This is a genomic window from Gammaproteobacteria bacterium (genome assembly GCA_016195665.1).
GTDB lineage: Bacteria > Pseudomonadota > Gammaproteobacteria > SURF-13 > SURF-13 > JACPZD01.
Map to the genome: position 1 here is coordinate 1 of JACPZD010000028.1, position 23,106 is coordinate 23,106.

General features: G+C 55.0%; 23 protein-coding genes and 1 pseudogene. 23 read left to right on the forward strand and 1 reads right to left on the reverse strand.

What is annotated here, in order from left to right:
* The first annotated feature begins 39 nt into the window (after positions 1-39).
* From HY028_07845 to HY028_07925, 17 genes and pseudogenes are all read left to right on the forward strand, one after another.
* Positions 40-252: a hypothetical protein gene (locus HY028_07845; protein MBI3344747.1), complete on the forward strand. Its 213-nt coding sequence runs from the start codon at positions 40-42 to the stop codon at positions 250-252.
* Positions 253-628: 376 nt separating this feature from the next.
* Entirely contained in the window at positions 629-916 is a 288-nt protein-coding gene (locus HY028_07850) for a DUF4258 domain-containing protein (protein MBI3344748.1), read from the forward strand.
* Positions 913-1,140, forward strand: coding sequence for a type II toxin-antitoxin system MqsA family antitoxin (locus tag HY028_07855; GenBank protein ID MBI3344749.1), 228 nt, complete (start codon positions 913-915; stop codon positions 1,138-1,140). Before HY028_07850 ends, HY028_07855 begins: the two co-directional genes overlap by 4 nt.
* Before the next feature lie 104 nt (positions 1,141-1,244).
* The gene (locus HY028_07860; protein ID MBI3344750.1) at positions 1,245-1,430 is read left to right on the forward strand and encodes a hypothetical protein; all 186 of its coding nucleotides are present in this window, start codon (positions 1,245-1,247) and stop codon (positions 1,428-1,430) included.
* Positions 1,427-1,735 (forward strand): type II toxin-antitoxin system RelE/ParE family toxin, encoded by a 309-nt coding sequence (locus tag HY028_07865; protein ID MBI3344751.1) that lies wholly within the window; start codon positions 1,427-1,429, stop codon positions 1,733-1,735. Before HY028_07860 ends, HY028_07865 begins: the two co-directional genes overlap by 4 nt.
* A 126-nt stretch (positions 1,736-1,861) precedes the next feature.
* A pseudogene (locus HY028_07870) lies at positions 1,862-2,095 on the forward strand (ATP-binding cassette domain-containing protein).
* 104 nt (positions 2,096-2,199) lie between these two features.
* Positions 2,200-3,237, forward strand: coding sequence for a DUF1016 domain-containing protein (locus HY028_07875; protein ID MBI3344752.1), 1,038 nt, complete (start codon positions 2,200-2,202; stop codon positions 3,235-3,237).
* 33 nt (positions 3,238-3,270) lie between these two features.
* On the forward strand, positions 3,271-4,536 hold the full coding sequence (locus tag HY028_07880; GenBank protein ID MBI3344753.1) for an ABC transporter ATP-binding protein: 1,266 nt from the start codon (positions 3,271-3,273) through the stop codon (positions 4,534-4,536).
* 30 nt (positions 4,537-4,566) lie between these two features.
* Positions 4,567-5,217 (forward strand): methyltransferase domain-containing protein, encoded by a 651-nt coding sequence (locus HY028_07885; protein ID MBI3344754.1) that lies wholly within the window; start codon positions 4,567-4,569, stop codon positions 5,215-5,217.
* A gap of 51 nt (positions 5,218-5,268) precedes the next feature.
* Positions 5,269-5,514 carry a hypothetical protein gene (locus HY028_07890; GenBank protein MBI3344755.1) on the forward strand — a complete coding sequence of 82 codons (246 nt, stop codon included), beginning with the start codon at positions 5,269-5,271 and terminating at the stop codon, positions 5,512-5,514.
* A complete protein-coding gene (locus HY028_07895; GenBank protein MBI3344756.1) occupies positions 5,496-6,164 on the forward strand; it encodes an acetyltransferase in 669 nt (222 codons plus the stop codon). The genes HY028_07890 and HY028_07895 overlap by 19 nt, the downstream gene beginning before the upstream one ends.
* Positions 6,161-7,363 carry an aminotransferase class I/II-fold pyridoxal phosphate-dependent enzyme gene (locus tag HY028_07900; protein ID MBI3344757.1) on the forward strand — a complete coding sequence of 401 codons (1,203 nt, stop codon included), beginning with the start codon at positions 6,161-6,163 and terminating at the stop codon, positions 7,361-7,363. The genes HY028_07895 and HY028_07900 overlap by 4 nt, the downstream gene beginning before the upstream one ends.
* On the forward strand, positions 7,363-8,400 hold the full coding sequence (locus HY028_07905) for a glycosyltransferase (GenBank protein ID MBI3344758.1): 1,038 nt from the start codon (positions 7,363-7,365) through the stop codon (positions 8,398-8,400). Before HY028_07900 ends, HY028_07905 begins: the two co-directional genes overlap by 1 nt.
* Before the next feature lie 60 nt (positions 8,401-8,460).
* A complete protein-coding gene (locus HY028_07910; protein MBI3344759.1) occupies positions 8,461-9,492 on the forward strand; it encodes a glycosyltransferase family 2 protein in 1,032 nt (343 codons plus the stop codon).
* A gap of 143 nt (positions 9,493-9,635) precedes the next feature.
* Positions 9,636-10,865: a glycoside hydrolase family 99-like domain-containing protein gene (locus HY028_07915; GenBank protein MBI3344760.1), complete on the forward strand. Its 1,230-nt coding sequence runs from the start codon at positions 9,636-9,638 to the stop codon at positions 10,863-10,865.
* 32 nt (positions 10,866-10,897) lie between these two features.
* Positions 10,898-12,535 carry a DUF4038 domain-containing protein gene (locus tag HY028_07920; protein ID MBI3344761.1) on the forward strand — a complete coding sequence of 546 codons (1,638 nt, stop codon included), beginning with the start codon at positions 10,898-10,900 and terminating at the stop codon, positions 12,533-12,535.
* A 6-nt stretch (positions 12,536-12,541) separates the two neighbouring features.
* Positions 12,542-13,771, forward strand: coding sequence for a glycoside hydrolase family 99-like domain-containing protein (locus HY028_07925; GenBank protein MBI3344762.1), 1,230 nt, complete (start codon positions 12,542-12,544; stop codon positions 13,769-13,771).
* Between the two features lie 91 nt (positions 13,772-13,862).
* Here HY028_07925 and HY028_07930 read toward each other — a convergent pair whose 3' ends face one another.
* A complete protein-coding gene (locus tag HY028_07930; GenBank protein MBI3344763.1) occupies positions 13,863-14,762 on the reverse strand; it encodes a hypothetical protein in 900 nt (299 codons plus the stop codon).
* 254 nt (positions 14,763-15,016) lie between these two features.
* Here HY028_07930 and HY028_07935 point away from each other — a divergent pair, with 254 nt between their 5' ends.
* The 6 genes from HY028_07935 to HY028_07960 all read left to right on the forward strand — a co-directional run bounded on the left by HY028_07935 (position 15,017) and on the right by HY028_07960 (position 23,073).
* Positions 15,017-15,751, forward strand: coding sequence for a polysaccharide deacetylase family protein (locus HY028_07935; protein ID MBI3344764.1), 735 nt, complete (start codon positions 15,017-15,019; stop codon positions 15,749-15,751).
* A gap of 22 nt (positions 15,752-15,773) precedes the next feature.
* Positions 15,774-16,727, forward strand: coding sequence for a glycosyltransferase (locus HY028_07940; GenBank protein ID MBI3344765.1), 954 nt, complete (start codon positions 15,774-15,776; stop codon positions 16,725-16,727).
* A gap of 2 nt (positions 16,728-16,729) precedes the next feature.
* Positions 16,730-17,653 carry a glycosyltransferase family 2 protein gene (locus HY028_07945; GenBank protein ID MBI3344766.1) on the forward strand — a complete coding sequence of 308 codons (924 nt, stop codon included), beginning with the start codon at positions 16,730-16,732 and terminating at the stop codon, positions 17,651-17,653.
* Positions 17,654-17,959: 306 nt separating this feature from the next.
* Positions 17,960-21,079, forward strand: a complete 3,120-nt coding sequence (locus HY028_07950) for a sulfatase-like hydrolase/transferase (protein ID MBI3344767.1) — start codon at positions 17,960-17,962, stop codon at positions 21,077-21,079.
* A gap of 24 nt (positions 21,080-21,103) precedes the next feature.
* Positions 21,104-21,814, forward strand: coding sequence for a class I SAM-dependent methyltransferase (locus HY028_07955; GenBank protein ID MBI3344768.1), 711 nt, complete (start codon positions 21,104-21,106; stop codon positions 21,812-21,814).
* Between the two features lie 158 nt (positions 21,815-21,972).
* Entirely contained in the window at positions 21,973-23,073 is a 1,101-nt protein-coding gene (locus HY028_07960; protein ID MBI3344769.1) for a glycosyltransferase family 4 protein, read from the forward strand.
* Positions 23,074-23,106 lie beyond the last annotated feature (33 nt).

The window sequence follows — 23,106 nt, forward strand, 5'->3', positions numbered from 1 at the left end:
CAGGACAACGCTCAGAGTCCGGTTGAACCGAGTCAGGCGATGAGCTTCAGCCTCTACGGCATCACCACCTTCGACGTTCAATACTGGAACGGCTCTGCCTGGGCGGCTATTCCCGGGGGCACGGTCACCGGTAACAACAAAGTCTGGCGGCAATTCACCTTTGCAAGCATCAGCACCGGCAAAATCCGGGTGCTTGTCAACAACTCAGCGTCCAAGGACTGGAGCCGCATCGTGGAGGTGGAGGCGTATTAGCCCCTGACTCTTGTAGTCGTGACGCAGCAGCCTTGTTGCTTGCGCCAAGAATCCGAGTTGACCCCCCGTTTTCACGGACACCCAGATAAGGGGATAATGCCCCGAGGAGAAGTTCGATGCAGACGCTTATTCAGGCACTGGGGGCGGTTGAAAGCCGAGCACTTCGTTGCTGCCTGACAAGAGAGCGCTTCGATTACACGGAGTGGCGTAAGGTAAGTCCAGGCTCTCAGATAGGGGTATTGAGACGTTGAGCAAAGAGGCGTCCCGATATGCCAAATTGCTAGGCAACTGACCCCCCATGAATACTCTCGCAATGCCTGCAAAAGCGAAGACATTAGCACTTCTCTAGACGAGACAAAACACCGCTACTGGATTTATGAATGCAAAGAAACTGATATACAGAAGCCACGCCATCAAGCAAATGTTTGAACGTAACATTGGAGAGGCAGACGTAAAAGCCGTTATTGACCTGGGTGAAGTGATCCAGGACTATCCTGATGACGTTCCCTACCCAAGCCGCTTGATACTTGGCTGGTGCAGAGGACGGCCGATTCACGTGGTCGCCGCTTACGACAACCAGGAAAGAACAGACATCGTGATCACCGTCTATGAGCCCGATCACTCACTGTGGGAAGACGGATTCAAAAAGAGGAAACCGACATGAAATGCCTTATCTGCAATCTGGGAGAAACCCGCGAAGGATTTGCCACCGTTACACTTGAACGGGGGCAAGCCACTCTGGTATTCAAGCACGTGCCCGCCCAAGTCTGTACAAACTGCGGGGAAGAATACATCGATGATGCCGTCGTCAGGCACTTGTTTGAACACGCCGAGGAAGCGCTGGAAGCAGGTGTCGAATTGGACGTCAGACAATACAAAGCAGCCTGAGCCACCAACTAACCGCTATGCACTATCCGCTACGCCCTTTAAACTAACCACTATGCGCTATTAACTAATCGCTACCCGCTATCTGCTACCCAAGGAGATCCACCATGACAGCAACATCAGTGAAAAATGAAGCCAAACGACTGGTTGAAAACCTTCCGGATACCGCGAGTTGGGATGACCTGATGTATGAGGTCTACGTCAGGCAAAAGATCGAAGATGGAATCAAGGCCGCAGATGAAGACCGGGTGCTGACCCATGAGGAGGTGCGCAAGCGCTTCGGCACGCAATGAAGCTCGTCTGGACCGAGCCTGCAGTAGAAGCCTTGCAGGCAGTCCACGATTATATTGCCCTGGACCACCCCTTCTACGCGGTCCGTTTTGTCGACCGCATGACGAGATCTGCTGAGCGACTGATCATCCATCCTGAAATCGGCAGGCAAGTGCCCGAAGCCGGGCTGGAAGATATTCGCGAGATCATCTTTCAGCGTTACCGGATTATCTACCGACTGCGCCCTCACCTGATCCAAATCCTGACAGTCGTACACGGCGCGCGAAACCTTGCCGGATCGGAACCAAAACCTTGGGAGGTTGGATGAAACTATTGAGGTGGCAATATAATGTTGAACGTCTATGGACTGCCACGGCGTCACTGCCGCCTCGCAGTACTAACCCCTATTCGCTATGCCCTTAAACTACACGCTAATCACTACCCCCTATCCGCTATGAGCATCATTGAAGTCAACCACGTCACCAAGGAATTCAAGCTCGGGCAGTTGCACAGCCTGAAAACCACCGCCCTCAACCAGTGGCGGCGGCTCACCGGCCAGCCGGTAGAAGAGCGCGCTCCGTTCAAGGCGCTGGACGACGTCAGTTTCAGCATCGAAGCAGGCGAAGTCGTCGGCATCATCGGCCACAACGGTTCCGGCAAAAGCACGATGCTTAAACTGCTCGCCAACACTCGAAACAGACGTCAGACAGTATAAAGCAGCCTGAGCCACCGACTAATCGCTATGCCCTATCCGCTACGCCCTTTAAACTATCCCCTACTCGCTAACGCCTAATGACTAACTACCACTCGCCAATCTCATCGCCGCACGAAGAGGATGCTTTTGCTCCCATCCTCGATTTCGTTCGCCAAGCGCGCGGCCAGGCCTTGGCGGCCGTCAACCGCGAACTGGTAGCGCTTTACTGGCGGATTGGCGAATACCTCAGCCACAAGATTGCAGCGGACGGCTGGGGGCAAGGTACGATCAAGCGCTTGGCCGACTGGCTGGTGATCCATGAACCCGTTATCAGGGGATACTCCCCGCAAAATCTTTGGCGGATGCGCCAGTTCCACGAGACCTACCGAGAAGACGCAATTCTCTCACCAGTGGTGAGAGAATTGTCCTGGACCCACAACCTGGTTATTTTGTCCAAGTGCAGATCGCAGGAGGAACGGGGCTTCTATCTTCGCCTCGCGGTACAGGAGCGGTGGACCAAACGCGAACTGGAGCGGCAACTTGATGGCGGCCTGTTCGAGCGCACCCTGATCGCCAAACCAAAACTCTCACCGGCGTTGAGAGAAATCCACCCCGGTGCCGAATCTGCCTTCAAGGACGGCTATCTTATAGACTTTCTTAGCCTGCCCCATGTCCACAGCGAACACGACCTGCAGAAAGGCCTGCTTGCCAACCTCAAACAGTTCCTGCTCGAACTGGGGCGAGAATTCTGCTTCGTGGATGAGGAATACCTTATCCAGGTAGGCGCCAAGGATTTTTTCATCGACCTTCTGCTCTACCATCGCGGCCTTCAAGCCCTCGTGGCTTTCGAACTCAGGATCGACGATTTCAAACCCGCCTACCTGGGGCAACTGGAGTTCTATCTCGAGGCCCTCGACCGCGACCACAAGAAACCCCACGAAGCGGCCAGCATTGGTGTGCTACTGTGCAAGAGTCGCGACCATGATGTAGTGGAATACGCCCTTTCGCGCAGCCTCTCACCAACACTTGTGGCAGAATATGTGACCAAACTGCCAGACAAGCATATGCTGCAAACGAAGCTGGATGAATTTTACGAACTGGCACAATACCAAGCCCGCCAGGAGCGCGAGCCATGAAATTCCGTCACTACCCCCTAACCCCTATCCGCTATGAGCATCATTGAAGTCAACCACGTCACCAAGGAATTCAAGCTCGGGCAGTTGCACAGCCTGAAAACCACCGCACTCAACCAGTGGCGGCGACTCACCGGCCAGCCGGTGGAAGAGCGCAAGCCATTCAAGGCCCTGGATGACGTCACTTTCTCCGTCGAGCAAGGCGAGGTGTTGGGCATCATCGGTCACAACGGCGCCGGCAAGAGCACGATGCTCAAGTTGCTCGCCAACATTTCAAAACCCTCCAGCGGCAGCATCACCGTCAAAGGCAAGATCGCCCCATTGATTGAGGTAGGAGCCGGCCTGGTTGGCGACCTCACCGGCCGCGAAAACATCTATCTCAACGGCGCCATCCTCGGCATGCCGAAGAAGGAAATCGACCGCAAGTTCGACGACATCGTCGCCTTCGCCGAACTGGAAGAATTCATAGATACCCCGATCAAGCGTTACTCATCAGGCATGCAAGTGCGGTTGGGATTTTCCGTCGCCACCAGCGTGGAGTCGGATATTCTGATCGTAGACGAGGTGCTGGCTGTGGGTGATCTGGCGTTTCAGCGGAAGTGTTTCGACCGGATCGAAGATTTGATTAATAGGCAGGAGAAAACCGTATTATTGGTAAGTCACAATATCAGGCAAGTCGAACGCCTCTGTAGCAGAGTCATTATGTTGGATCATGGTCACACAGTGGCCGACGGTGATCCAACCGAAGTAAGTAATCTCTTCTTCGATTACAGCAACCAGAAAATCAAGTCAGACGCTTCAAATACTAGTGGTGGAAAGTTCAGAACGTCAGATGAGCTAACCTTTAAGGGCATGGATTTTTACGATGAGCACGGCCAATCTGCGGATCGGATTAATTTCCTCTCGCCCTTCCACATATGTATTCAATTTACAATTAACAAACCTCTTGAGCGTATTTGTTTCCTCATCGGCGCACACACCACCGATTTCGTATATCTCACCGCCAATAATAATGTCGAGGACCCGCGTGATTTCGAGACGGGCGATCATGCTGTCGAATTGCATTTCGAGTCCATGACGCTGTTGCCAGGCATCTACTCAATGCGTGCATGGATAGGAACCCCGGAAGGCCGTGAATCGTTTTATGGGGAAAATCTTTTCTCCTTCCAGGTTTTTTCGCATGATCACTTCATCACCCGCCAACAGGAAATGGGGTTATTCCACTTAAATGCCACATGGAATTTTGGAGAAAATAGAATGCTGTCTTCCAAAATGGCTAGCCCGCAACCGATTGATGAATAACAAAGAAGTGATTATTTGGAATTTAATATAATGGCAGATCCTTTCAAAATAGCATACAAATATTACCGTTCTGCATTTAACAAATGGGAATTTCACAAACGAAAAAATGAAGCCCATAGAAAATTAAAACTATGGCAGCGTCCCTATAAATTGCACCTAGGTTGCGGGGAAATCAGATTCAATGGCTGGATCAACATAGATCTAAATAAGGATCTAACAGATACCGATATTATCTGGGACTTGGCCTGGGGAATTCCTGTGGAGGACTCTTCCTGTGGGTTGATTTTTACTGAACACATGTTGGAACACATAAGCGTCAACGCTGGGCTTTCGTTCCTGCGCGAGTGCCATCGCGCACTTCAACCAGGAGGGGTAGTAAGAATCGCAATGCCATCCCTCGACGTACTCATTGAAAAGGCCTATCTAGGCAATTGGCGGGAACAGGATTGGTTAACTTGGCCAGCCTATCAGTTCATTAAAACGCGTGCCGAAATGATGAATATTTTTTTCAGGTGGTGGGGGCATCAATGGATATACGATCGAGAGGAGCTGCATAGGCGGTTGCGAGAAGCTGGTTTTACCGACATACGCGACGTTGAATGGGGCAAGAGCGAAGTGCCTGATATGCAAAATCGCGAAACCCGCCCCGACTCATTGCTGATATGCGAGGCGCGAAAATGATACCCCATGCTGACCGACAACTCATCAAACTAGGACAATCTAAGGTAATTAATGCCCCCGAAAAATAAATTGGCAATTTGGGAAGGCGGTGGCCACGCCCTAATCGTGGCCGATACTATACGGCTTCGGGGGGGGTATGAAATTGTTGGCTTTCTCGATGATGTTAATCCGGCTCTCTATGGTGCGGAATTTTGCGAAGCTGAAATTCTTGCGGGCTCTCAAAAGTTAGCTGAGCTTAAACATAATGTGGTTGACGACAAGACTATCCACTTCCGCGAATGCAAAACCGCACTGTGACCAGAAAACCTCCTATCGTCGTGTTCGGTGCTGGAGGCCATGCCCTAGTAGTGGCCGATATCCTTGGCCAAATGGATCAGTACCGTATCATCGGATTTCTGGACGATGTGAATCACGAACGCCACGGTGCGAAATTCGCCGGAGCCTCAATCCTTGGCGGTTCCAACGAACTGGCGGCCTTGCGCGCCGACGGTGTGACTCACGCCATCGTGGCAATCGGTCATTGTGCAACGCGCACTCGAATAGCTGAAATGCTTGTCAACACAGGTTTTGAGCTGGTCAGCGCAATACACCCGCGAGCCTATATTGCCGGCAACGTGGAAATCGGCCCAGGCTGCGTAGTGGCAGCCCAGGCCGCGATTAATCCGGGTAGCAAGTTAGGCACCAACGTCATCGTCAACACCGGGGCCACAGTAGACCATGAATGCGAAATTGGCGCAGCTGCCCACATTGGCCCGGGTGTACATTTAGCCGGTAGAGTACAGGTGGGAGAACGCGCTTGGATAGGCATTGGTTGCTGCGTGAGCGATCGTGTCCGCATAGGCTCAGATGCCTTCATTGGAGCTGGGGCTGCCGTGGTGCGGGATATTCCAGCAAGTATGCTGGCCTATGGAGTACCAGCCCGTGTTATCGGGAAAGTGAACGAATGAACAATACTAGACCCCTCGCCATTCTCGGTGCCGCCCCGACGTTCCCCGAACCCCTATATGTAGGGCGTCCCAACATCGGCGACCGAGAACGTTTGATGGCACGACTCAACGACATGCTCGACCGCCGCTGGCTTACCAACAACGGACCCTACGTGCAGGAACTAGAACGTGAACTGGAAAAGATGCTGGGCGTGAAGCACTGCATCGCCATGTGCAACGCGACAGTAGCTCTGGAAATTGTCATTCGTGCGTTGGAGTTGAAGGGCGAGGTGATCGCCCCTTCTTTTACCTTCATTGCCACCGCCCATGCCCTGCAATGGCAGGAAATCACCCCTGTGTTCTGCGACGTTGGCCCGGCGACCCATAATCTTGATCCACGACGTGTGGAAGAACTCATCACACCCCGTACTACGGGCATCATCGGTGTACACGTCTGGGGCCGTCCTTGTGACATTCCGGCACTCGCCGAGATCGCGCAGCGACGCCGACTCAAGCTGCTATTCGACGCCGCCCATGCCTTCGGCTGTACCACCGGTGGGCGCCACCTCGGCAATTTCGGCGACGCTGAAGTGTTCAGTTTTCATGCCACCAAGTTTTTCAACGCCTTCGAGGGTGGAGCGGTCACCACCAACGATGACGCGCTGGCAGCGAAAATCCGCTTGATGAAGAATTTTGGATTCAGTGGTTACGACAATGTCATCTATATCGGCACCAACGGAAAGATGAGTGAAGCATCGGCTGCTATGGCTCTCACGTCCCTTGAGAGCATGGACAGTTTCATCGCCACCAACCAGGCCAACCACGAAACTTACACTGCATCCTTTGCGGACTTTCATGGACTTAAGCTGATAGGGTATGATAACAGTGAACAAAACAACTACCAATACGTCGTGGTGGAGGTAGACGAGTCCCAGACCGGCCTTAACCGTGATGAACTGATCAAAGTTCTGCATGCAGAAAATGTCATCGCCCGACGTTATTTCTATCCAGGTTGCCATCGCATGGAACCCTACCGCTCATTTTTCCCCCATGCCGGTCTGTTACTACCCCACACGGAAGCCTTAGCCGACCGGGTACTAGTACTTCCCACCGGTACCGCTGTAAATTCCAAGGATATCGGCACCATCGGCGATATTCTGTACTCCGCCGTCGCCAATGCGCCCGCAGTACGTACCTACGCCGAACAGAGCGGTAAATAATGGCAGCCCCTGTCGTAAGCGTCTGCATTCCCACATTCAATGGCGCGGCATTTTTGGATGATTGCCTACGCAGCGTTCGCAGTCAAAGCTTCAGTGATTTCGAAATCGTTATCGTCGATGACAACTCAACAGATGAGACTGTTGCAATTGCAGCACAGCACGCCGCTGACGACCCTCGTATTCAAATTTTTGAATACAAAACACATTCTGGGCTTGGCGGTGCCGGAAACTACAACCGCTGCATCCAACATTCACACGGAGAATGGATTAAGTATGTTTTTCAAGATGACCTGCTGGCGCTCAGGTGTCTTGAACGCATGTTGGAAGCCACAAGTGCAGAAAGTCGCTTCGTGGCTTGCTGGAAAGACTTCCTTTTCTCGCCGGAGACGCCCCACCAAGTACGGGACGAATACCTGGCCATGCCTGACCTCAAATCGGTGTTCGGTGAACATCATCGAGTCGACGCTACAACCTTTTGTCATGCGGTACTGGCACGCTGGCAGAAGAACTTCGTAGGTGAGCCAACTTCAATGCTGATACATAGGGATTGTTTCGAGCGGTATGGCCAGTTCAATCCTGATATTGCGACATTCGCTGATATGGAATGCTGGATTCGTATTGGTAGCCATGAAGGTTTAACCATCGTACCGGAGGTACTTGCAACCTTCCGCATCCACAAAGCATCCATGAGCGGGATCATCCGCCATACACGCCTGTACCGGGCAGAACTAGAGAGAGTGTTACTGTGCAACAACCTTGCTTTTTCTAATCAATATGCCTCTCTCCGGGCGCATGCCGCAAGAGTCAACCCGCCAATTGACCCTATTCAAAAACTAGTGCAAATAGCCCAAGATGTGCGGTGGCTTGCCATCCATGCCCAGAACAGCCAAAACGATTTCACGCTCCTTACGGAGTGGGAGAACTTCTCCCGGCACTATCCCCACATAACTCAGTTGCTGCCACGAACAAAAGAGGCAGATCCGAGCCTGCTTACTCGCATAAAAAAATATATTGCTAGACAGATTGGTCCCTCTTAGGTATTTGTCATGGCTGCCATATCTCAGTCCAGTGCTGTAGCGTGTTCGTAAGGATCAATAATGCCAATCGTCAGCATCTGCATACCCACATATAACGGCGCCCGATATCTGGAGTCCTGTTTGGACAGCGTGTTGAGCCAGACCTACAAAGATATTGAGATTCTTTTGGTCGATGATGGATCAACCGATGCCACTTTTGAAATCCTTGAGCGTTACGCGGCCAGCGATCAACGAATCCGATTGGCCCGAAACGAGCAGAATCGTGGGCTGGTAGATAACTGGAACCATTGCATTGAACTAGCCCACGGCGAGTGGATCAAGTTCGTCTTTCAGGACGACCTGATCGCGCCCGGCTGTTTAGAACGGCTGGTTGCCGCATCAGCGCAGGACGTTTTTTTTGTTGCATGCAAACGCAATTACTTATTCGATGAGGACACCACCAAAGATGTCCGACAGTTTTATTTTGATAATCAGCGTTTGATTGATAACATTTTTTCGGAGTCTGGCAGGATTTCCGCACAAGACTATTGTCAATTGGCGCTTGCTCGGATAGGGATGAATTTCGTAGGCGAGCCTACCAGCGTCATGTTGAGAAAAAGTGTTTTTGACCAATATGGATTATTTAATCCTCATTTAATCATGTCCTGCGACTTGGAGTATTGGACACGGGTTGCCATCCATACCGGCTTAGTCTATGTGGCGGAAAAACTGGCGACTTTTCGAGTGCATAAAGGGGCAACGAGCGAAACAAACCGGGCTCATCGTCAATATCGAATGGAAGTATTGGATGCGCTTATCATTCTGCATGATATTGTATATGCGTCGAACTATGCACCGCTACGAGAGGCTGCCAACAGCCGGCAGCCTCCAATCAATCTATTACAAAAGCTCGCCGAGGAGGCGCGTGGTGCAAAATGGCTGGCAGTCGCCGCTGCAAACAGAGCGGATAATCCAGATAGTACCCTGATAGAAGAATGGAATCAGGTGGCGCAAGATTACCCGCGCCTTGCAAAGCTTTCGGGTGGCGCCTCCTCACACCGGGGTAGTAAACTACTGAGTGCCTGGCGGGATCGGCTGTCCAGATTTTTGTAACGATACAAAAAACAATAACCGATTGCTCGCCATGCCCCCATTAAAATACATTTACTGGAAAGTCTCTGCCCTCATTACCGAGCAAGTAGATTTGCTTAAATTCTTATTTAAGACTTAGGCCGCTGTTATTTTCGAAAACTTTTATGGCGGACATTAAGCTCATTTGCTTCTACCTTCCTCAGTTCCACCCTACTCCCGAAAATGACGCATGGTGGGGGAAGGGCTTTACGGAATGGCGGAATGTTACGAAGGCTAAACCATTGTTCCCCGGCCATTACCAGCCGCATATTCCGGCCGACCTGGGTTTTTACGATTTGCGGCTACCCGAGGTGCGGGAGGCGCAGGCGGAGGTGGCGCGGGAATACGGCATCCACGGTTTTTGCTACTACCACTACTGGTTCAACGGCCGGTGCATTCTAGAGCGTCCTTTCAATGAGGTATTGGCCTCCGGCAAACCCGATTTTCCCTTCTGCCTGTGCTGGGCGAACGAGAACTGGACCAGGGTTTGGGATGGGGGCGAGAAGAATGTTCTGCTCGAGCAGAAGTACAACCATGAGGACGATCTTGCCCATATTGAGAGTCTGATGCCCGCTTTCCGCGACGAGCGCTATATACGGATCGATGGCAAGCCGCTATTTCTGGTCTATCGGACTGAGCTTATGCCTGATCCGGCGCGGACGGCCGAGATTTGGCGCGAGGCGGCAAAGCGGGCCGGCGTTGGGGATCTTTATCTTGCCAGAGTGGAGAGTTTCGACAATGCCACTGATCCGCGCGGTATCGGGTTTGACGCCGCGGTAGAGTTTGCCCCGGACGGCAACTACTATGGCGAGAAGAAGTTTCATGGCAAGTTTTATGAGTGGCTGGCAAGAAGAGGGTTGCTGAGTAAGGGGTACATCGAAAACAATGTGGGCAATTATCGGGGGCTCGCAGCCCTCCATCGTCAAAGGCCTGATCCAACCTTTACCCGATTTCACTGCGTCACACCGTCGTGGGACAACAGCCCACGTAGGAAGCAGGGCGCCTGGATTTACGATGGATCGACGCCGGAGATCTATGGAGATTGGCTAAAAACTGCGCTCCGAAGAACGCTAAAAAAACACAAAGGCGATGAAAGGGTAGTCTTTATCAACGCCTGGAACGAGTGGGCGGAGGGCAATCACCTGGAGCCTGACCTTAAGTGGGGGCGCGCCTATCTGGAGGCGACCGATATAGCGAAAAAGGCGGCAATATCCGGCGAGGGTGAGAACAGTCACAGTCCCATTCCAAAAGGCATCGGGAGCCCTTCTACTCCGGTTGCTAAACGGCTGTATTGGAAGACCGCTGCATTCGCCAGCAAGCAAGTGGAGCTGGCAAAAGCCCTATTTAAAAAATAGCGATATCGGCTGAGCCACAACAGGATTAATTGATGCTTTCTTCAAGAGTACACGCCTTCGGCTGGCTTTTTGCCCTGCTCCTGCTGCCAAATTTAGCGTCGGCTGCGGAGACTGCGGAGACTGCGGCAAGGTTGTGGCGGGTCACGGAATTGGAATTTGCCTCCAGTCAGGATTCCGAGAGGCCCATGGATGTAGAGTTGACCGCCCAATTTACCGGCCCCGATGGCAGCCGCCTTGACGTGCCTGGGTACTGGGACGGCGAAAACGCGTGGAAGATTCGCTTCACGCCGACCAGGCCGGGCAAGTGGACTTATGTAACCCGTTGCAGTCGCATTGACGATTCAGGCTTGCATGATCAGCACGGTATGCTGCTTGCTTTACCGGCGGATGGCGACAACCCCCTGTTCAAACACGGCGGCTTTCTGAAGGTCAGCAAGAACAAGCATTATCTGACCTATTCGGACGGCACGCCGTTCTTTTGGCTCGGAGACACGTGGTGGTTTTGCCCATCCAAACTTTGCCCCATCGAGGGTTCATCCAATCCGAAGAAGTACCCTTCGATGTTCAAGGCGCTGGTGGACACCCGGAAGAGCCAGGGGTTCACGGTGGCGCAGATGGCATTCTTGGGTCCGACAAATGCCCCCGTGCCGCATCTTAACCCGCGTCAATGGACGCCAGCGAACATAGATTTCTGGCGTGGCGCCGACGAATATATCAGCTATGCCAACGAAGCCGGGATTGTGCCGGTCATCGGGGTGGGCTTCCACCGTGATCTCGACAAACCAAGTCTGGAGGATTTAAAGCTGCTGTGGCGTTATATGGTGGCGCGTTACGGCGCCTTCGCCGTCACCTGGTTGATTATGGGCGAATACAGCATGGGCGCCGATGCTGCGCGGATCAAGAAGGTGATGGCGCTTGGCCAGTTTATCAAGGACATTGATCCTTATAAACGAGCGATGAGTATACATCCGGAAAACACGGGCGCCGAACATAGGGTGGCGTGGAATCAACCCTGGTATGATTTTATCATGAATCAATGCGGCCATCCGGAGGACAGGGTGCCGTCCATAGACATATACCTGTACCCGCACGCTTTCGGACTCAAGGGGACCAAGCCCGTGCTGGAGGCCGAATGCAATTACGAGGGTATCCGCGGCAAGACAGCGGATCGGGTGCGGCTGGTGGCCTATCGCGCTATTCAGTCCGGCTCCTTCGGCTATACCTATGGCGCTCATGGGCTGTGGTACCCCACGCAATTCATAGTGGATAAAACATTCTGGATGTTTGGGGTATCCCCGCCTTGGTGGGAAGCTCTGAAGAAACCTGGCGCTGAGCAAATGGGCTATCTGCGGCAAGCCTATGAATCCGTGAACTGGTGGGAGTTGGAGGCGCGGCCCCAGGCAGTGACCACCGCCCTGCCCCTTCCCGAGGGGCAGCGCATCCTCACCAAAGCGAGCGGAGACAAGGTTTTTCTGATTTATTTTCCGAAGGGGCTCGATCCGATGACGGAGACGTTGTTGCAAGGAACCGATAGGCGCGGCGCCTATTCCGCCGAGTGGTTCAATCCGCGCAACGGTGATCGGCAAACAGCAGACCCAGGAAATGTCGATGGAAGACTCCCGCCACGCCCGGATGACGAGGACTGGATGCTGATTTTGCGCAAGCAGTGACGGTTCATGACTCCGGACATACGACTAATCGCATTTTATCTGCCCCAATTCCACCCCATTCCCGAAAATGACGAGTGGTGGGGCAAGGGTTTCACGGAATGGAGAAATGTCGCCAAGGCGCGACCACTCTTCCCCGGACATTACCAGCCCCATCTACCGGCTGATCTGGGATTTTATGACTTGAGACTACCGGAAGCACGGGAGGCTCAGGCCGCATTAGCGCATGAATACGGCATCCACGGGTTTTGTTACTACCACTACTGGTTCAACGGCCGGCGTGTCCTGGAGCGGCCGTTCAACGAGGTGCTGGCCTCAGGCAAGCCGGATTTTCCCTTTTGCCTTTGCTGGGCCAACGAGAACTGGACCAGGATTTGGGATGGCGGAGAGAAGAATGTTCTGCTCGAACAGAAATATAGTCATGAGGACGATCTCGCCCATATCGAAAGTCTGATTCCCGCCTTTCGCGACGAGCGCTACATCAGGATAAATGGCAAACCTTTATTCCTGGTGTATCGCAGCGGACTGCTGCCAAATCCGGCTCGCACCGCGGAAATTTGGCGCGAGGCGGCGAAGCGCGCCGGCATAGGCGGCCTTTATCTCATCAGGGTGGAAAGTTTCGGCAACGAAGCTGATCCGCATGCCATCGGTTTCGATGCATCGGTGGAGTTTGCCCCGTTTGGCGGAGTAATGGGCAAGTTAAAATTTAGCGGGACTTTTCATCGCCTGCTGGCAAAGCTCGGCGTGCTCTCCAAGGGGTTTATCGAAAACAGCGTGATTGACTACGACACCATTGTGGAAGGTATGCTGAAAAGACCAGAACCCGATTACAAGCGGTTTCACGGCGTAACGCCTGCTTGGGACAACAGTGCGCGCAGGAAGCAAAACGCCTTTATTCTCGATGGCGCAACGCCTCTAAAATACCAAGCGTGGCTGCGAACGGTGGTGGAGAGAACGCTGCGTAAACCGGCGGGCGACGAGCGCATTGTTTTTATTAATGCCTGGAACGAATGGGCGGAAGGCAATCACTTGGAGCCTGATCTGGAATGGGGGCGCGCCTATTTGGAGGCGACACGCAATGCAGTGCTCGGCGCGACCCAGCAAAGCGGGGCTGCTGCACCCGCAAATCGTGCACCCGAATTACAGGCCACGCCGGCTAGGCGGACTTATTGGAAGGCGCGTGCTTTCCTGAAAGAGCAGGCGAACTTATTACGCCTACTGGGTTTTAGAAAGAAGTAAAATGCTTAGAGCATCTAACAAAATGAACGATAGTTTATTTCTGATACCCCGCTAGCGAACACCGGCCTGTCATTTTGTTAGACACGCTTATTTAACTGCCTAAAAAACGCCGCTGCAATCTCCGCCAACGCGGCTTAAGTTCTTCTTCCATCATCTCAACCGCAACGCTGCGCAAGCGTTTCTTCAAGCTAAGCGGATAGGTGCGAAAGTACGGATGAAATATGCGTCCGCCGGTGCGTGACAGTAAATGGCTAAACACCATGCGCAGGGGCACTTCGTGCACGTCGGCGTTCAAGATTTTGGCGCGCAGCGGCAGCGATCGCGTGCTAGGGTCGTCCGCCCACCATGGGTTGTAGGGATGCGCGGTGCAAAACGGGATGCCGAAAATTTGTGCATAGATAGGCAGCTTGTATTCCAAAAAACCGAGTTCGGAATCGGGTATCTGCGCGTAATGATCAAGAAACCGTTTCGATAGGCATGCCACGATAAATTCGCAGCATAGCGGTTCATCGCGGTAGGAATGGGCCGCCCTGATGTATTCCATGAACTTAAAATATTCCTGCCGCTCGGCGGAGCCCTCGCGCAGCCACCACCACCAACTTTCCACTTCCTTTACCGGGCGCAATCCGGAAAGCAGCACCTCGTCTTGTTTCAGGGAGGGAAAAAGCTTTTCCACGCCGCCGATAATCAACTTGTCCCACTGAGCAATAACCACCGTATCCCAGGATAAATCCTTGCCCCTGTCGCGATGCCATTGCGCGATCATCAAGTCGCCGTTGCGCCATTTCCATTGTACGTCTTTGTCTTGGTTGTACGCATAGAAGTCGTCCAGGTATTGCCCCAGCGCGCCGCGGAATTCCTCTGCCTGATTAATATCACCGCCATAGAGTCCGAATATCGGCGTGTGTGGATTATACTTACGCAAGACCTGCACACGATTCAGGCATAATGGGGCGTCTTTGTAGAACCAGAAGAGAATCGCTAACTTCATGCAGGAGTCGCCTTATTAGACGGGGCGGCAACGCTATTTAGCATTGCCTTTTGGGACGCGATTAAGTACGATGATTTTTAATATTATACAATTACTTACGTAAACCTATCAATGAGCGGCAACCTGATCATACGCAGATTTCACACTACCGTAAAATCAAAATGAAAAAAATTCAGCAGGGATGACAAGTGTCCATAGACTTCATTTCACGCCGATTGCTGCGCAACGCCGGCACGCATGGGCCGCTCGCGCTGATGTACCATTCGGTCGTTCCCGGCAACGGTGTACCTGATTGGAGATGGGCCGTTTCCTGCCGCTGGTTTGTCGCCCAGCTTGATTTGCTGCGTGACGAAGGTTGGACAACGGTCTGTGTGCGTGACCTGGTCCATCCGGCCGGTTTGCCGAATCGCACGGTCGTATTGACTTTCGATGACGGCTACGCGGACAACTACCCTGCCTTTGAAGCGCTCGCACAGCGCGGCATGCGCGCGACCTGGTTTATCGTGAGCCGCGACGTTGGCGGCATGTCAGGTTGGGACGACCCCGGTGTGGCGCCTCAACGCATGCTAAGCGGCGAGCAGCTACGGGCGATGGCGGCAGCCGGCATGGAAATCGGTGCGCACAGTCGCAGTCACGCCCGGCTAACCGAGCTGGACGACACCGGCCTCGCGGATGAAGTAGGGCGTTCGAAAACAGAGCTGGCCGGAATAGTGGGCGAGTCCGTGCAAAGTTTTGCCTATCCTTATGGTAAATACGATGACCGCGCGGTGGATGCGGTGCGCCGCGCCGGGTACACCGGCGCGTGCATCACCCGCCCCGGCTGGGCGCTGCGCGATAACGATCCGTTGCGCATTCGCCGCGTCAGTATTTTCGCTCAAGACGATCTCGCCGCACTCGCGCGTAAATTGGCGTTTGCCGACAATGATGTGAGCTGGCGGCACATGCTGCGTTATGCATCAGGCCGGCTTGTTACTCGGCTACGGCCCTGAGGGCGCAGCGCAGCGCTTTATAATGAGTCCTCACACCGCTTCCATTATCATCCCGTGTTTTAACGGCGAGCGCTTCCTGGCCGAGGCGATTGATGCAGCGCTCGCGCAAACATATCCCCGGTGCGAAGTCATCGTCGTTGACGATGGCTCCAGCGACGGCTCGGCGGCCATCATGCAAAAGTACGCAGGGCGTATCCGTGTCGTGCAGCAAGCCAACGCGGGTCTGCCCGCAGCGCGCAATGCTGGCATCCGGGTCAGCACCGGCGGTTATCTCGCCTTCCTCGATGCGGATGATTACTGGCGGCAGGATTTCATCGAGAAGATGGTGCAGGCGCTGGAAACGAGCGGCGCGGCTATTGCTTATTGCGGCTGGCAGAATGTGGGCCTACCGGACGGACGAGGCAAACCTTTTATACCGCCCGATTATGAGCATGAACAGGGTAAGCTCGAGCGGTTGGTCGGCGGTGTGCGCTGGCCGGTGCATGCGGCGCTGGTGCGCCGTCATGCCGTCGAAGCCGTTGGGGGATTCGACCCGAAATGGACAAGCTGTGAGGACTTCGCATTTTGGATACGCGCGGCCACCCGCCACGCCCTGGTTAGGGTCCCCGAAGTGCTGGCGTTTTATCGTCACCACGGCCGCCAGATGACGAAGAACCGGGCGCTCATTGCCCACAACCATTGGAGGGTGCAGAGGGAATTTCTGCGCGAGCATCCCGAGGTCGAGAAACGGTTGGGCAGGCGGCGCATTCGGGAGCTGACTCATGGCGAAATGCTGCGCAAGGGTTATGAATCTTATTGGCAGGGGGATCTGGAAACGGCGCGCGCCATCTTCCGCACCGTAATGAAAACCGGCTACGGGGCGCCCGGCGATTGGAGATACATGCTGCCCGCGCTCCTTCCCCTGCCTTTGCACCAGGCGTTGATCCGTCTGATGGATCGGAACAAAAAAGAAAAGCCCCTTTCAGAAAATGACTGACCATGCTGACCTTCGCCTTCTGCACCTACAACCGCGCCGACCGTCTGGAAAACCTGGTGGCCGCCATGCGCGCCCAGGTTTGCCGGGTCCCATTTGAGATCCTGGCCGTCAACAACAACAGCAAGGACAACACCCTCGCCATTCTGGGGAAACTGGCCGCACAGCCCGGCGCCCCATTGCGCTTCGTCACCGAGAGCGCCCAAGGTATCGTCCCGGCCCGCAACCGGGCCATCGAGGAGGCGCTGAAGAGCGACATTCTGGTGTTTATTGACGACGATGAATTGCCACAGGCCGGTTTGCTGAACGCGGCTTCTGACGCCATTGTCAACGAGGGCGCCCAATGCGCCGGCGGACGTGTAGAAGTCGACTTCACCGCGCACAGTCGCCCCGCTTGGCTGGATGACGAGATTGCCGGTTTCCTCGGCGAACTCGATTACGGATCTGAACCGTTCTGGATCAAGGATGGCGATACGCCGGTCTGGAGCGGCAATATTGCCTACGACATGCGCCTGTTCCGCGACGACCCAACGCTGAGGTTCGACCACCGCTACAACCGGGAAGGTGCGGACGTGGGCGGCGGCGAGGACGCCATCATGTTCCGCACGTTGCAGTCGCGAGGCACGAAGATTCGCTATCGCCCGGATATGGTCGTACGGCATTACGTCGAATCCCGGCGGCTGAAACGCAGCTACTTCCTCACGCTGCACTACCGGTCGGGATTGCGCCATGGCCGCCACGAATTAGAGACCTATTCTCGCACCATGCTGGGCGTGCCGCCTTTCCTCGTCGCGCAGTGCCTGCGCCAGGGAGTACGGGCAACGGGCATGCTGCTAACGAGCCGTCCCGGTGCTTTGCGACAAGCTATGAATGCCGCCAATTCTCTGGGTCGTCTGGTGGGTTACGCTCAGCGTCCCAAGGCATACTAAAAATAACATAAATAAAGCCGTGGCTTTATTTATGTTATTTTTAGCAACTTCTTAAGGAAGCTCTGATTTATGCATGTTGAACCGCCAAGACGCCAAGAACGCCAAGACTTTTCTTTACAAATTCAAGCCTTTTTTCTTGGTGACCTTGGCGCCTTGGCGGTTGGCGATATATTTTTCAGAGTTTCCTTAATTTTTAACTCACCCCCACCCTGTCCCGCCCCCTGGAAAGGGGCGGGAACGTATCATGTCGTGTGGCTTACTTAATGAAGTTCATTGTAACTCGGACCCATGATTCCGGAAAAACCCATGGACACCGCCCTCACCGTCCTGATCTGCACCCATAACCGCGCCGATTTGCTGGAGCATGTGCTGGCATCGCTGAACGCAGCGAAGCGGCCGAACATGCCGGTGCAGATTCTGGTGGCAGCGAATGCCTGCACCGACGACACGGTGGCGCACATGCATGCATATCAAGCGCAGCAGGCTGACAAGGGCTGGCTGCCGCTACGTATCATTGAAGTCCCCACACCCGGCAAGTCGTACGCGCTGAATCGCGCCATCCCGGAAATCGACACTGAACTTACCGCCTTTGTCGATGACGACCATAGGGTTGATGAAAACTACCTGGTCGCCATCGAACAGGCTGCGCTGACCTGGCCCGGCGCCGGATTGTATTGCGGCCGTATCCTGCCCGACTGGGATGGCGCAGAACCCGCCTGGGTGCATGACGAGGGGCCGTATCGCATTTACCCCCTGCCCGTGCCGCGCTACGACCAGGAGGATCAACCCAAAACCATCACGGCGGAAGAAGGCCCCATCCCCGGCGGCGGCAATCTGGTGTTGCGCCGCCGCGTTTTCGAACTGGCCGGATCGTTCTCCACTGAGCTGGGCCCCCACGGCCATGATCTGGGCGGCGGCGAGGACAGCGAATACGTGCTGCGCGCCCTGACACGCGGCGAATGTTGCCAGTACACACCGGACATGGTGCAGCATCACTATGTCGATGCCGCACGACTGAAGCTTTCGTATCTGCTCAGGAAAAGCTATCAGCGCACCCGCTCCACCTCACGCATCCGCGGCAACGGCCGAGTGCCGCTGTATATGTGGCGCAAGCTTGCAGAGTATGGTTTTCACAGTATCTTCAGCCTGTCATGGGCAAAAAGCCGCTTCTACTGGGTTCGCACAGCCGCGGCATTAGGAGAAGTACAGGGTCGTCGCGAATCCGGCAATCGGCGCAAGAGGCTCGACCTCCCGCCGGACCGCGGCATGCTGGGGGTGGGGGCGCTAGCGCTACTGACTGCGGCTTGCGGCTTAGTAGCATGGTTCGCGAGCGGCGAGGATCGTTGGGCCGGATTACTACCCGCGCTTGGAGTCGCTGCAGTTGGAACAGTCTCCCTGCTGGCGAAATCGCTGTCGGACTTCTCGCAGACCGGGCCACGCATCCGTAAAGAAATTCTCACGCACTATCGGCGTTATACTCTGTTTGCCCTCGCCCGCCTAAGTGCATGGGCGTTTGCGCTGACGCTGTTTGCAGGGGGCGGCGGCGTGCTCATTTATTACGCGCTGAATGTGAGCTTAGGGGGAAGCTGGTCGGCATGGCTGGCCGCACTGGCCACGGTCATGGGAATACTCGGCGCCAGTGCGCTGCAACTTATCCGCAAGCTCCGCTTTAACCCGGGACTGCTGGTCGCTTCCACGCACTACCGCATGAGCCGGTTCTACCGGCTGTGGCAGTGGGTCACGCCTGCCCGCATCGGCGGGTTGCAGGGTGCGCTCATCTTCGTTGCCGGACTGCTGGTCGCCGCCGCCTCGTGGCGGCTGGTGAAGCAGAACCAGACGGCGGAACTCATGGCGCTAGGGTCAGCGGTGCTATTCTACGCCGGGGTCATCGTGTGGGCCGCATGGTCGCCGCAAGCGCGTGCGCCGCGCCACGCCAGGATCCGACAGGAAAATACGCCGCCCAATATCCTGCTCATCGGCTCGGACACGCTACGCGCCGATCGTCTGGGTGCGCACGGCTATCGCCGCGCGCTCACGCCCAATATCGATACACTCGCCGCGCAGGGTGCGCTGTTTTCAAATTGTTATGTTCCTTGCGCCCGCACGTCACCCAGCCTGATTTCTCTGTTAACCGGCACCTGGCCGCACACTCATGATATCCGCGACAATTTTGTCGCCGATACCGAAACCCGTCTCAAGGTCGCCACCCTGCCGCAACTGTTGAAGCCGCTGGGCTATCGCACCGCGGCGCTATCCGACTGGTGTGGTGCGGACATGGGCAAGTTCTCATTCGGCTTCGACTACACCGACCTGCCGGAAGACCAGTGGAATCTGAAATACCTGATCCGGCAAGGCCCGAAGGATCTGCGCCTGTTTGTTTCGCTGTTTACCCATAACCGGCTTGGGCGGCTGCTGTTGCCCGAACTGTACTATCTGGGCGGAGTGCCGCTCACCACCCAGATGGGATGCCGCGCGCGCCGGCTGATCTCGCGCCTGGCTGCCAACCCGCAGCCGTTTTTCCTGAACGTGTTCTACTCCACCACGCATCCGCCTTTTGCCTCCGAATGGCCGTGGTATACGCGCTTTGCCGATCCCGCCTATGCCGGAGAATCAAAATTTGCCATGGCCAAGCTCTCCGATCCCTTCGACATCATCCGCCGCCAGGGCGCACCCCTGGAAGAATTCGACCTCGACCAGATCATCGACCTGTATGACGGCTGTGTGGCGCAATTCGACGATGAGGTCGGTCGCATGCTGAAACATATTGAAGCTTGCGGGCTCGCGGACAACACCATCGTCGTCGTCTATTCCGACCACGGCATGGAGTTTTTCGAGCATGATACCTGGGGGCAAGGCAATTCCGCCGTCGGCGACTTCAGCCCGCGCATCCCGCTGGTGATCCGCGATCCCCGCAAGCCGGCTTGCGGCACAATCAAAAGCGTGGTACGCAGTATTGACTTGGCTCCCACGCTGCTGGAATTGGCCGGTTCAACACCGGCAGCCCACATGGAGGGAATCTCCCTCGTTGCCTGCCTGACCCATCATGAACACTGCCCGCAACTCGACGCTTACAACGAAACCGGGGTCTGGGTCACCGACATCCCAGGTCAGCCAGAGAAGCATCTGCGATATCCTGACCTGTTGGAACTGCTGGAGGTGCCGGACATAGCCGGCGGCGCCCTTGCAATCAAACCGGAATATGCAGCACACATCATAGCAGCCAAGGATCGCATGATCCGCAGCGGGCGCTGGAAGCTCACCTACCAGCCGCTCACTAACAGCCACATCCTGCAACTGTTCGACGTTGAGACTGACCCTATATGCCGGCATAATGTGATTGAGCAGTATCCGGAAATAGGCGCTGCGTTGTGGCACAAGCTGTCTGAATGGATCAACCACGGGTCTGACGCACAACCCAAGCGCTGACTTTTCCGGCAAGGGAGAAACCAGATGCCGTTCAAATCCGCTATTAAGCAAACTCTGCGTGCCTTAGGCTACAAAATCGAGAAAATCGATCCGCTGGAGGAAAGCATTCCCGCCGAGTACAACCACTCACCTTTTCTGCCCCGGATCTATCGCGGCGCGCTGGACCGGTACCTTTACTTCAAGGATATGGTGGAACAGGTTCGAAATGTGGAGAGAGACATCGTCGAATGCGGCGTCTCGATCGGGCATGGGGCGTTGCTTTTTACCTTGTTCAGCGGCTATATCGGAAGGCCTCGGGCCTACTACGGTTTTGACTCCTTCGAAGGATTCCCTGACCCGGTCGAAAAAGATGAAACTACCCCAATCAAGGGCAAGGGGTTCTGGGCCAACCCGCTCGATACTGTGCTCAAAGTGTTGCAGGACGGGCGCCTGAGCGATGAGGTCATCCGCGAACGGATACATCTTGTAAAGGGATGGTTTGACAAGACTCTGCCCGGCTACGAGGGGCGTATCGCCTTGCTGCACCTTGACTGCGATCTATACGAATTCTACAAACTCGCTCTGGAAACCCTCTACCACAAAGTTCAGCCTGGCGGTGTGATCATGTTTGACGAATACGGCGACGCGCGCTGGCCGGGCGCCACCAAGGCTATTGATGAATTCTTCCGTGGCAGGCCCGAGACGGTTCAACCGCATTCAAAATGCACCTGGAAATACCACGTTATCAAACAGTGAACGCCACGGATGGTCAATAGTGGCCGCAGCGCGCCCCCGTTCTTGACAGTGGCGCACAGCACTCGCCTCAACTCTTGCCCTCATGCGGGACGGCGCATCGAATCGGTAATTCGGCCACGCATGAGGGCGCCTGTCGCGCAATCTAAGGTCTTAAGAAAATGAGCACTAAACCCGTTGTCTGTTTCTTCACCCTGAGCGCCGGTGACTGGGGGGGCGCCAGCCGAGTACTGTTCACCAACCTGCGTCTGATGGATCGTGACAGGCTGACGCCCTTGCTGCTTTTGCCACACACTGGGCCCGTAGTGGAAGAATTGAAGCAACGGGATTTACACCACCTTATTTGGGGACCTCTCACCGAGCCGGGCAACCTCATGATCTATCTGCGTGGTTTCATCCGGGCTTGGCGTTTCTTCCGGCGTGAACGAGTGGAGGTGATCCACGTCAACGGCTCCAACTTCTGGCGGCCGGCCGAGTTGCTCGCAGCCTGGGTACTGCGCATCCCCATCGTCGCCCACTACCACGTCATCAACGACGAGCCGGGGCCATTCATGAAGTTGTGCCGGGCGGCAATCAGCGTCTCGCGCTACACCGCCGAGCAATCGTTGCCGGTGACATTGCACAAACCGGTGATCTACAACTCGATCGGTCTGGATCGTTTCGATGCTGGACGCAGCCTGCGCGCAGAACTGGGTCTGTCCGACAGTAACATCGTGGTGGCCTTTCTGGGTCAGATCCGTGACATCAAGGGAGTGCAGGATTTCATTGCCATGGCCCGCCGGATCCCGAACCCCGACGCCCGTTTCCTGATAGCCGGCGAATGCCGCGACCCGAAGAGATTTTCCGGCTCCTTTTCAGAGCAGGACCTTAAGGATATGGCGGGCGGTGATGCTCGTATCCGCTACATCGGCTACGTGAAGGAAGTGGAAAACGTCTACCACACCGCAGACATTGTGGTGGCGCCATCACGTTGGCAGGAACCCCTCGGACTCATCAACCTTGAAGCTGGAGCCTGCAGCAAACCGGTGGTGGCAACCCGGGTCGGCGGCATCCCCGAGGTCATTCATGACGGAGAGAACGGCTATCTGGTTGAGCCGGGTGATGCGGAAAGTCTGGTCGGGCGGGTGCGGAAACTCATCAATGATCCTGATGAGCGCCGTCGTATGGGAGAGACCGGGCGGCGGCAGGTGGAAATGGATTTCACAATCCGGCCGGTTAGGGAGTTCGAAGATTTATTGTTAAGCTATACTAGACGTAATTGAGTAGCGGGGCTCTATACATGGCGATTTCATCAG

Coding starts and splice junctions, on each gene's coding strand:
- HY028_07880 (MBI3344753.1), top strand. CDS start 3,271: ATGAGCATCATTGAAGTCAACCACGTCACCAAGGAATTCAAGCTCGGG.
- HY028_07960 (MBI3344769.1), top strand. CDS start 21,973: ATGAGCACTAAACCCGTTGTCTGTTTCTTCACCCTGAGCGCCGGTGAC.
- HY028_07950 (MBI3344767.1), top strand. CDS start 17,960: ATGGACACCGCCCTCACCGTCCTGATCTGCACCCATAACCGCGCCGAT.
- HY028_07930 (MBI3344763.1), bottom strand. CDS start 14,762: ATGAAGTTAGCGATTCTCTTCTGGTTCTACAAAGACGCCCCATTATGC.
- HY028_07850 (MBI3344748.1), top strand. CDS start 629: ATGAATGCAAAGAAACTGATATACAGAAGCCACGCCATCAAGCAAATG.
- HY028_07900 (MBI3344757.1), top strand. CDS start 6,161: ATGAACAATACTAGACCCCTCGCCATTCTCGGTGCCGCCCCGACGTTC.
- HY028_07885 (MBI3344754.1), top strand. CDS start 4,567: ATGGCAGATCCTTTCAAAATAGCATACAAATATTACCGTTCTGCATTT.
- HY028_07940 (MBI3344765.1), top strand. CDS start 15,774: ATGAGTCCTCACACCGCTTCCATTATCATCCCGTGTTTTAACGGCGAG.
- HY028_07945 (MBI3344766.1), top strand. CDS start 16,730: ATGCTGACCTTCGCCTTCTGCACCTACAACCGCGCCGACCGTCTGGAA.
- HY028_07910 (MBI3344759.1), top strand. CDS start 8,461: ATGCCAATCGTCAGCATCTGCATACCCACATATAACGGCGCCCGATAT.
- HY028_07915 (MBI3344760.1), top strand. CDS start 9,636: ATGGCGGACATTAAGCTCATTTGCTTCTACCTTCCTCAGTTCCACCCT.
- HY028_07955 (MBI3344768.1), top strand. CDS start 21,104: ATGCCGTTCAAATCCGCTATTAAGCAAACTCTGCGTGCCTTAGGCTAC.
- HY028_07920 (MBI3344761.1), top strand. CDS start 10,898: ATGCTTTCTTCAAGAGTACACGCCTTCGGCTGGCTTTTTGCCCTGCTC.
- HY028_07875 (MBI3344752.1), top strand. CDS start 2,200: ATGACTAACTACCACTCGCCAATCTCATCGCCGCACGAAGAGGATGCT.
- HY028_07895 (MBI3344756.1), top strand. CDS start 5,496: ATGCAAAACCGCACTGTGACCAGAAAACCTCCTATCGTCGTGTTCGGT.
- HY028_07890 (MBI3344755.1), top strand. CDS start 5,269: ATGCCCCCGAAAAATAAATTGGCAATTTGGGAAGGCGGTGGCCACGCC.
- HY028_07845 (MBI3344747.1), top strand. CDS start 40: ATGAGCTTCAGCCTCTACGGCATCACCACCTTCGACGTTCAATACTGG.
- HY028_07925 (MBI3344762.1), top strand. CDS start 12,542: ATGACTCCGGACATACGACTAATCGCATTTTATCTGCCCCAATTCCAC.
- HY028_07855 (MBI3344749.1), top strand. CDS start 913: ATGAAATGCCTTATCTGCAATCTGGGAGAAACCCGCGAAGGATTTGCC.
- HY028_07905 (MBI3344758.1), top strand. CDS start 7,363: ATGGCAGCCCCTGTCGTAAGCGTCTGCATTCCCACATTCAATGGCGCG.
- HY028_07865 (MBI3344751.1), top strand. CDS start 1,427: ATGAAGCTCGTCTGGACCGAGCCTGCAGTAGAAGCCTTGCAGGCAGTC.
- HY028_07935 (MBI3344764.1), top strand. CDS start 15,017: ATGTACCATTCGGTCGTTCCCGGCAACGGTGTACCTGATTGGAGATGG.
- HY028_07860 (MBI3344750.1), top strand. CDS start 1,245: ATGACAGCAACATCAGTGAAAAATGAAGCCAAACGACTGGTTGAAAAC.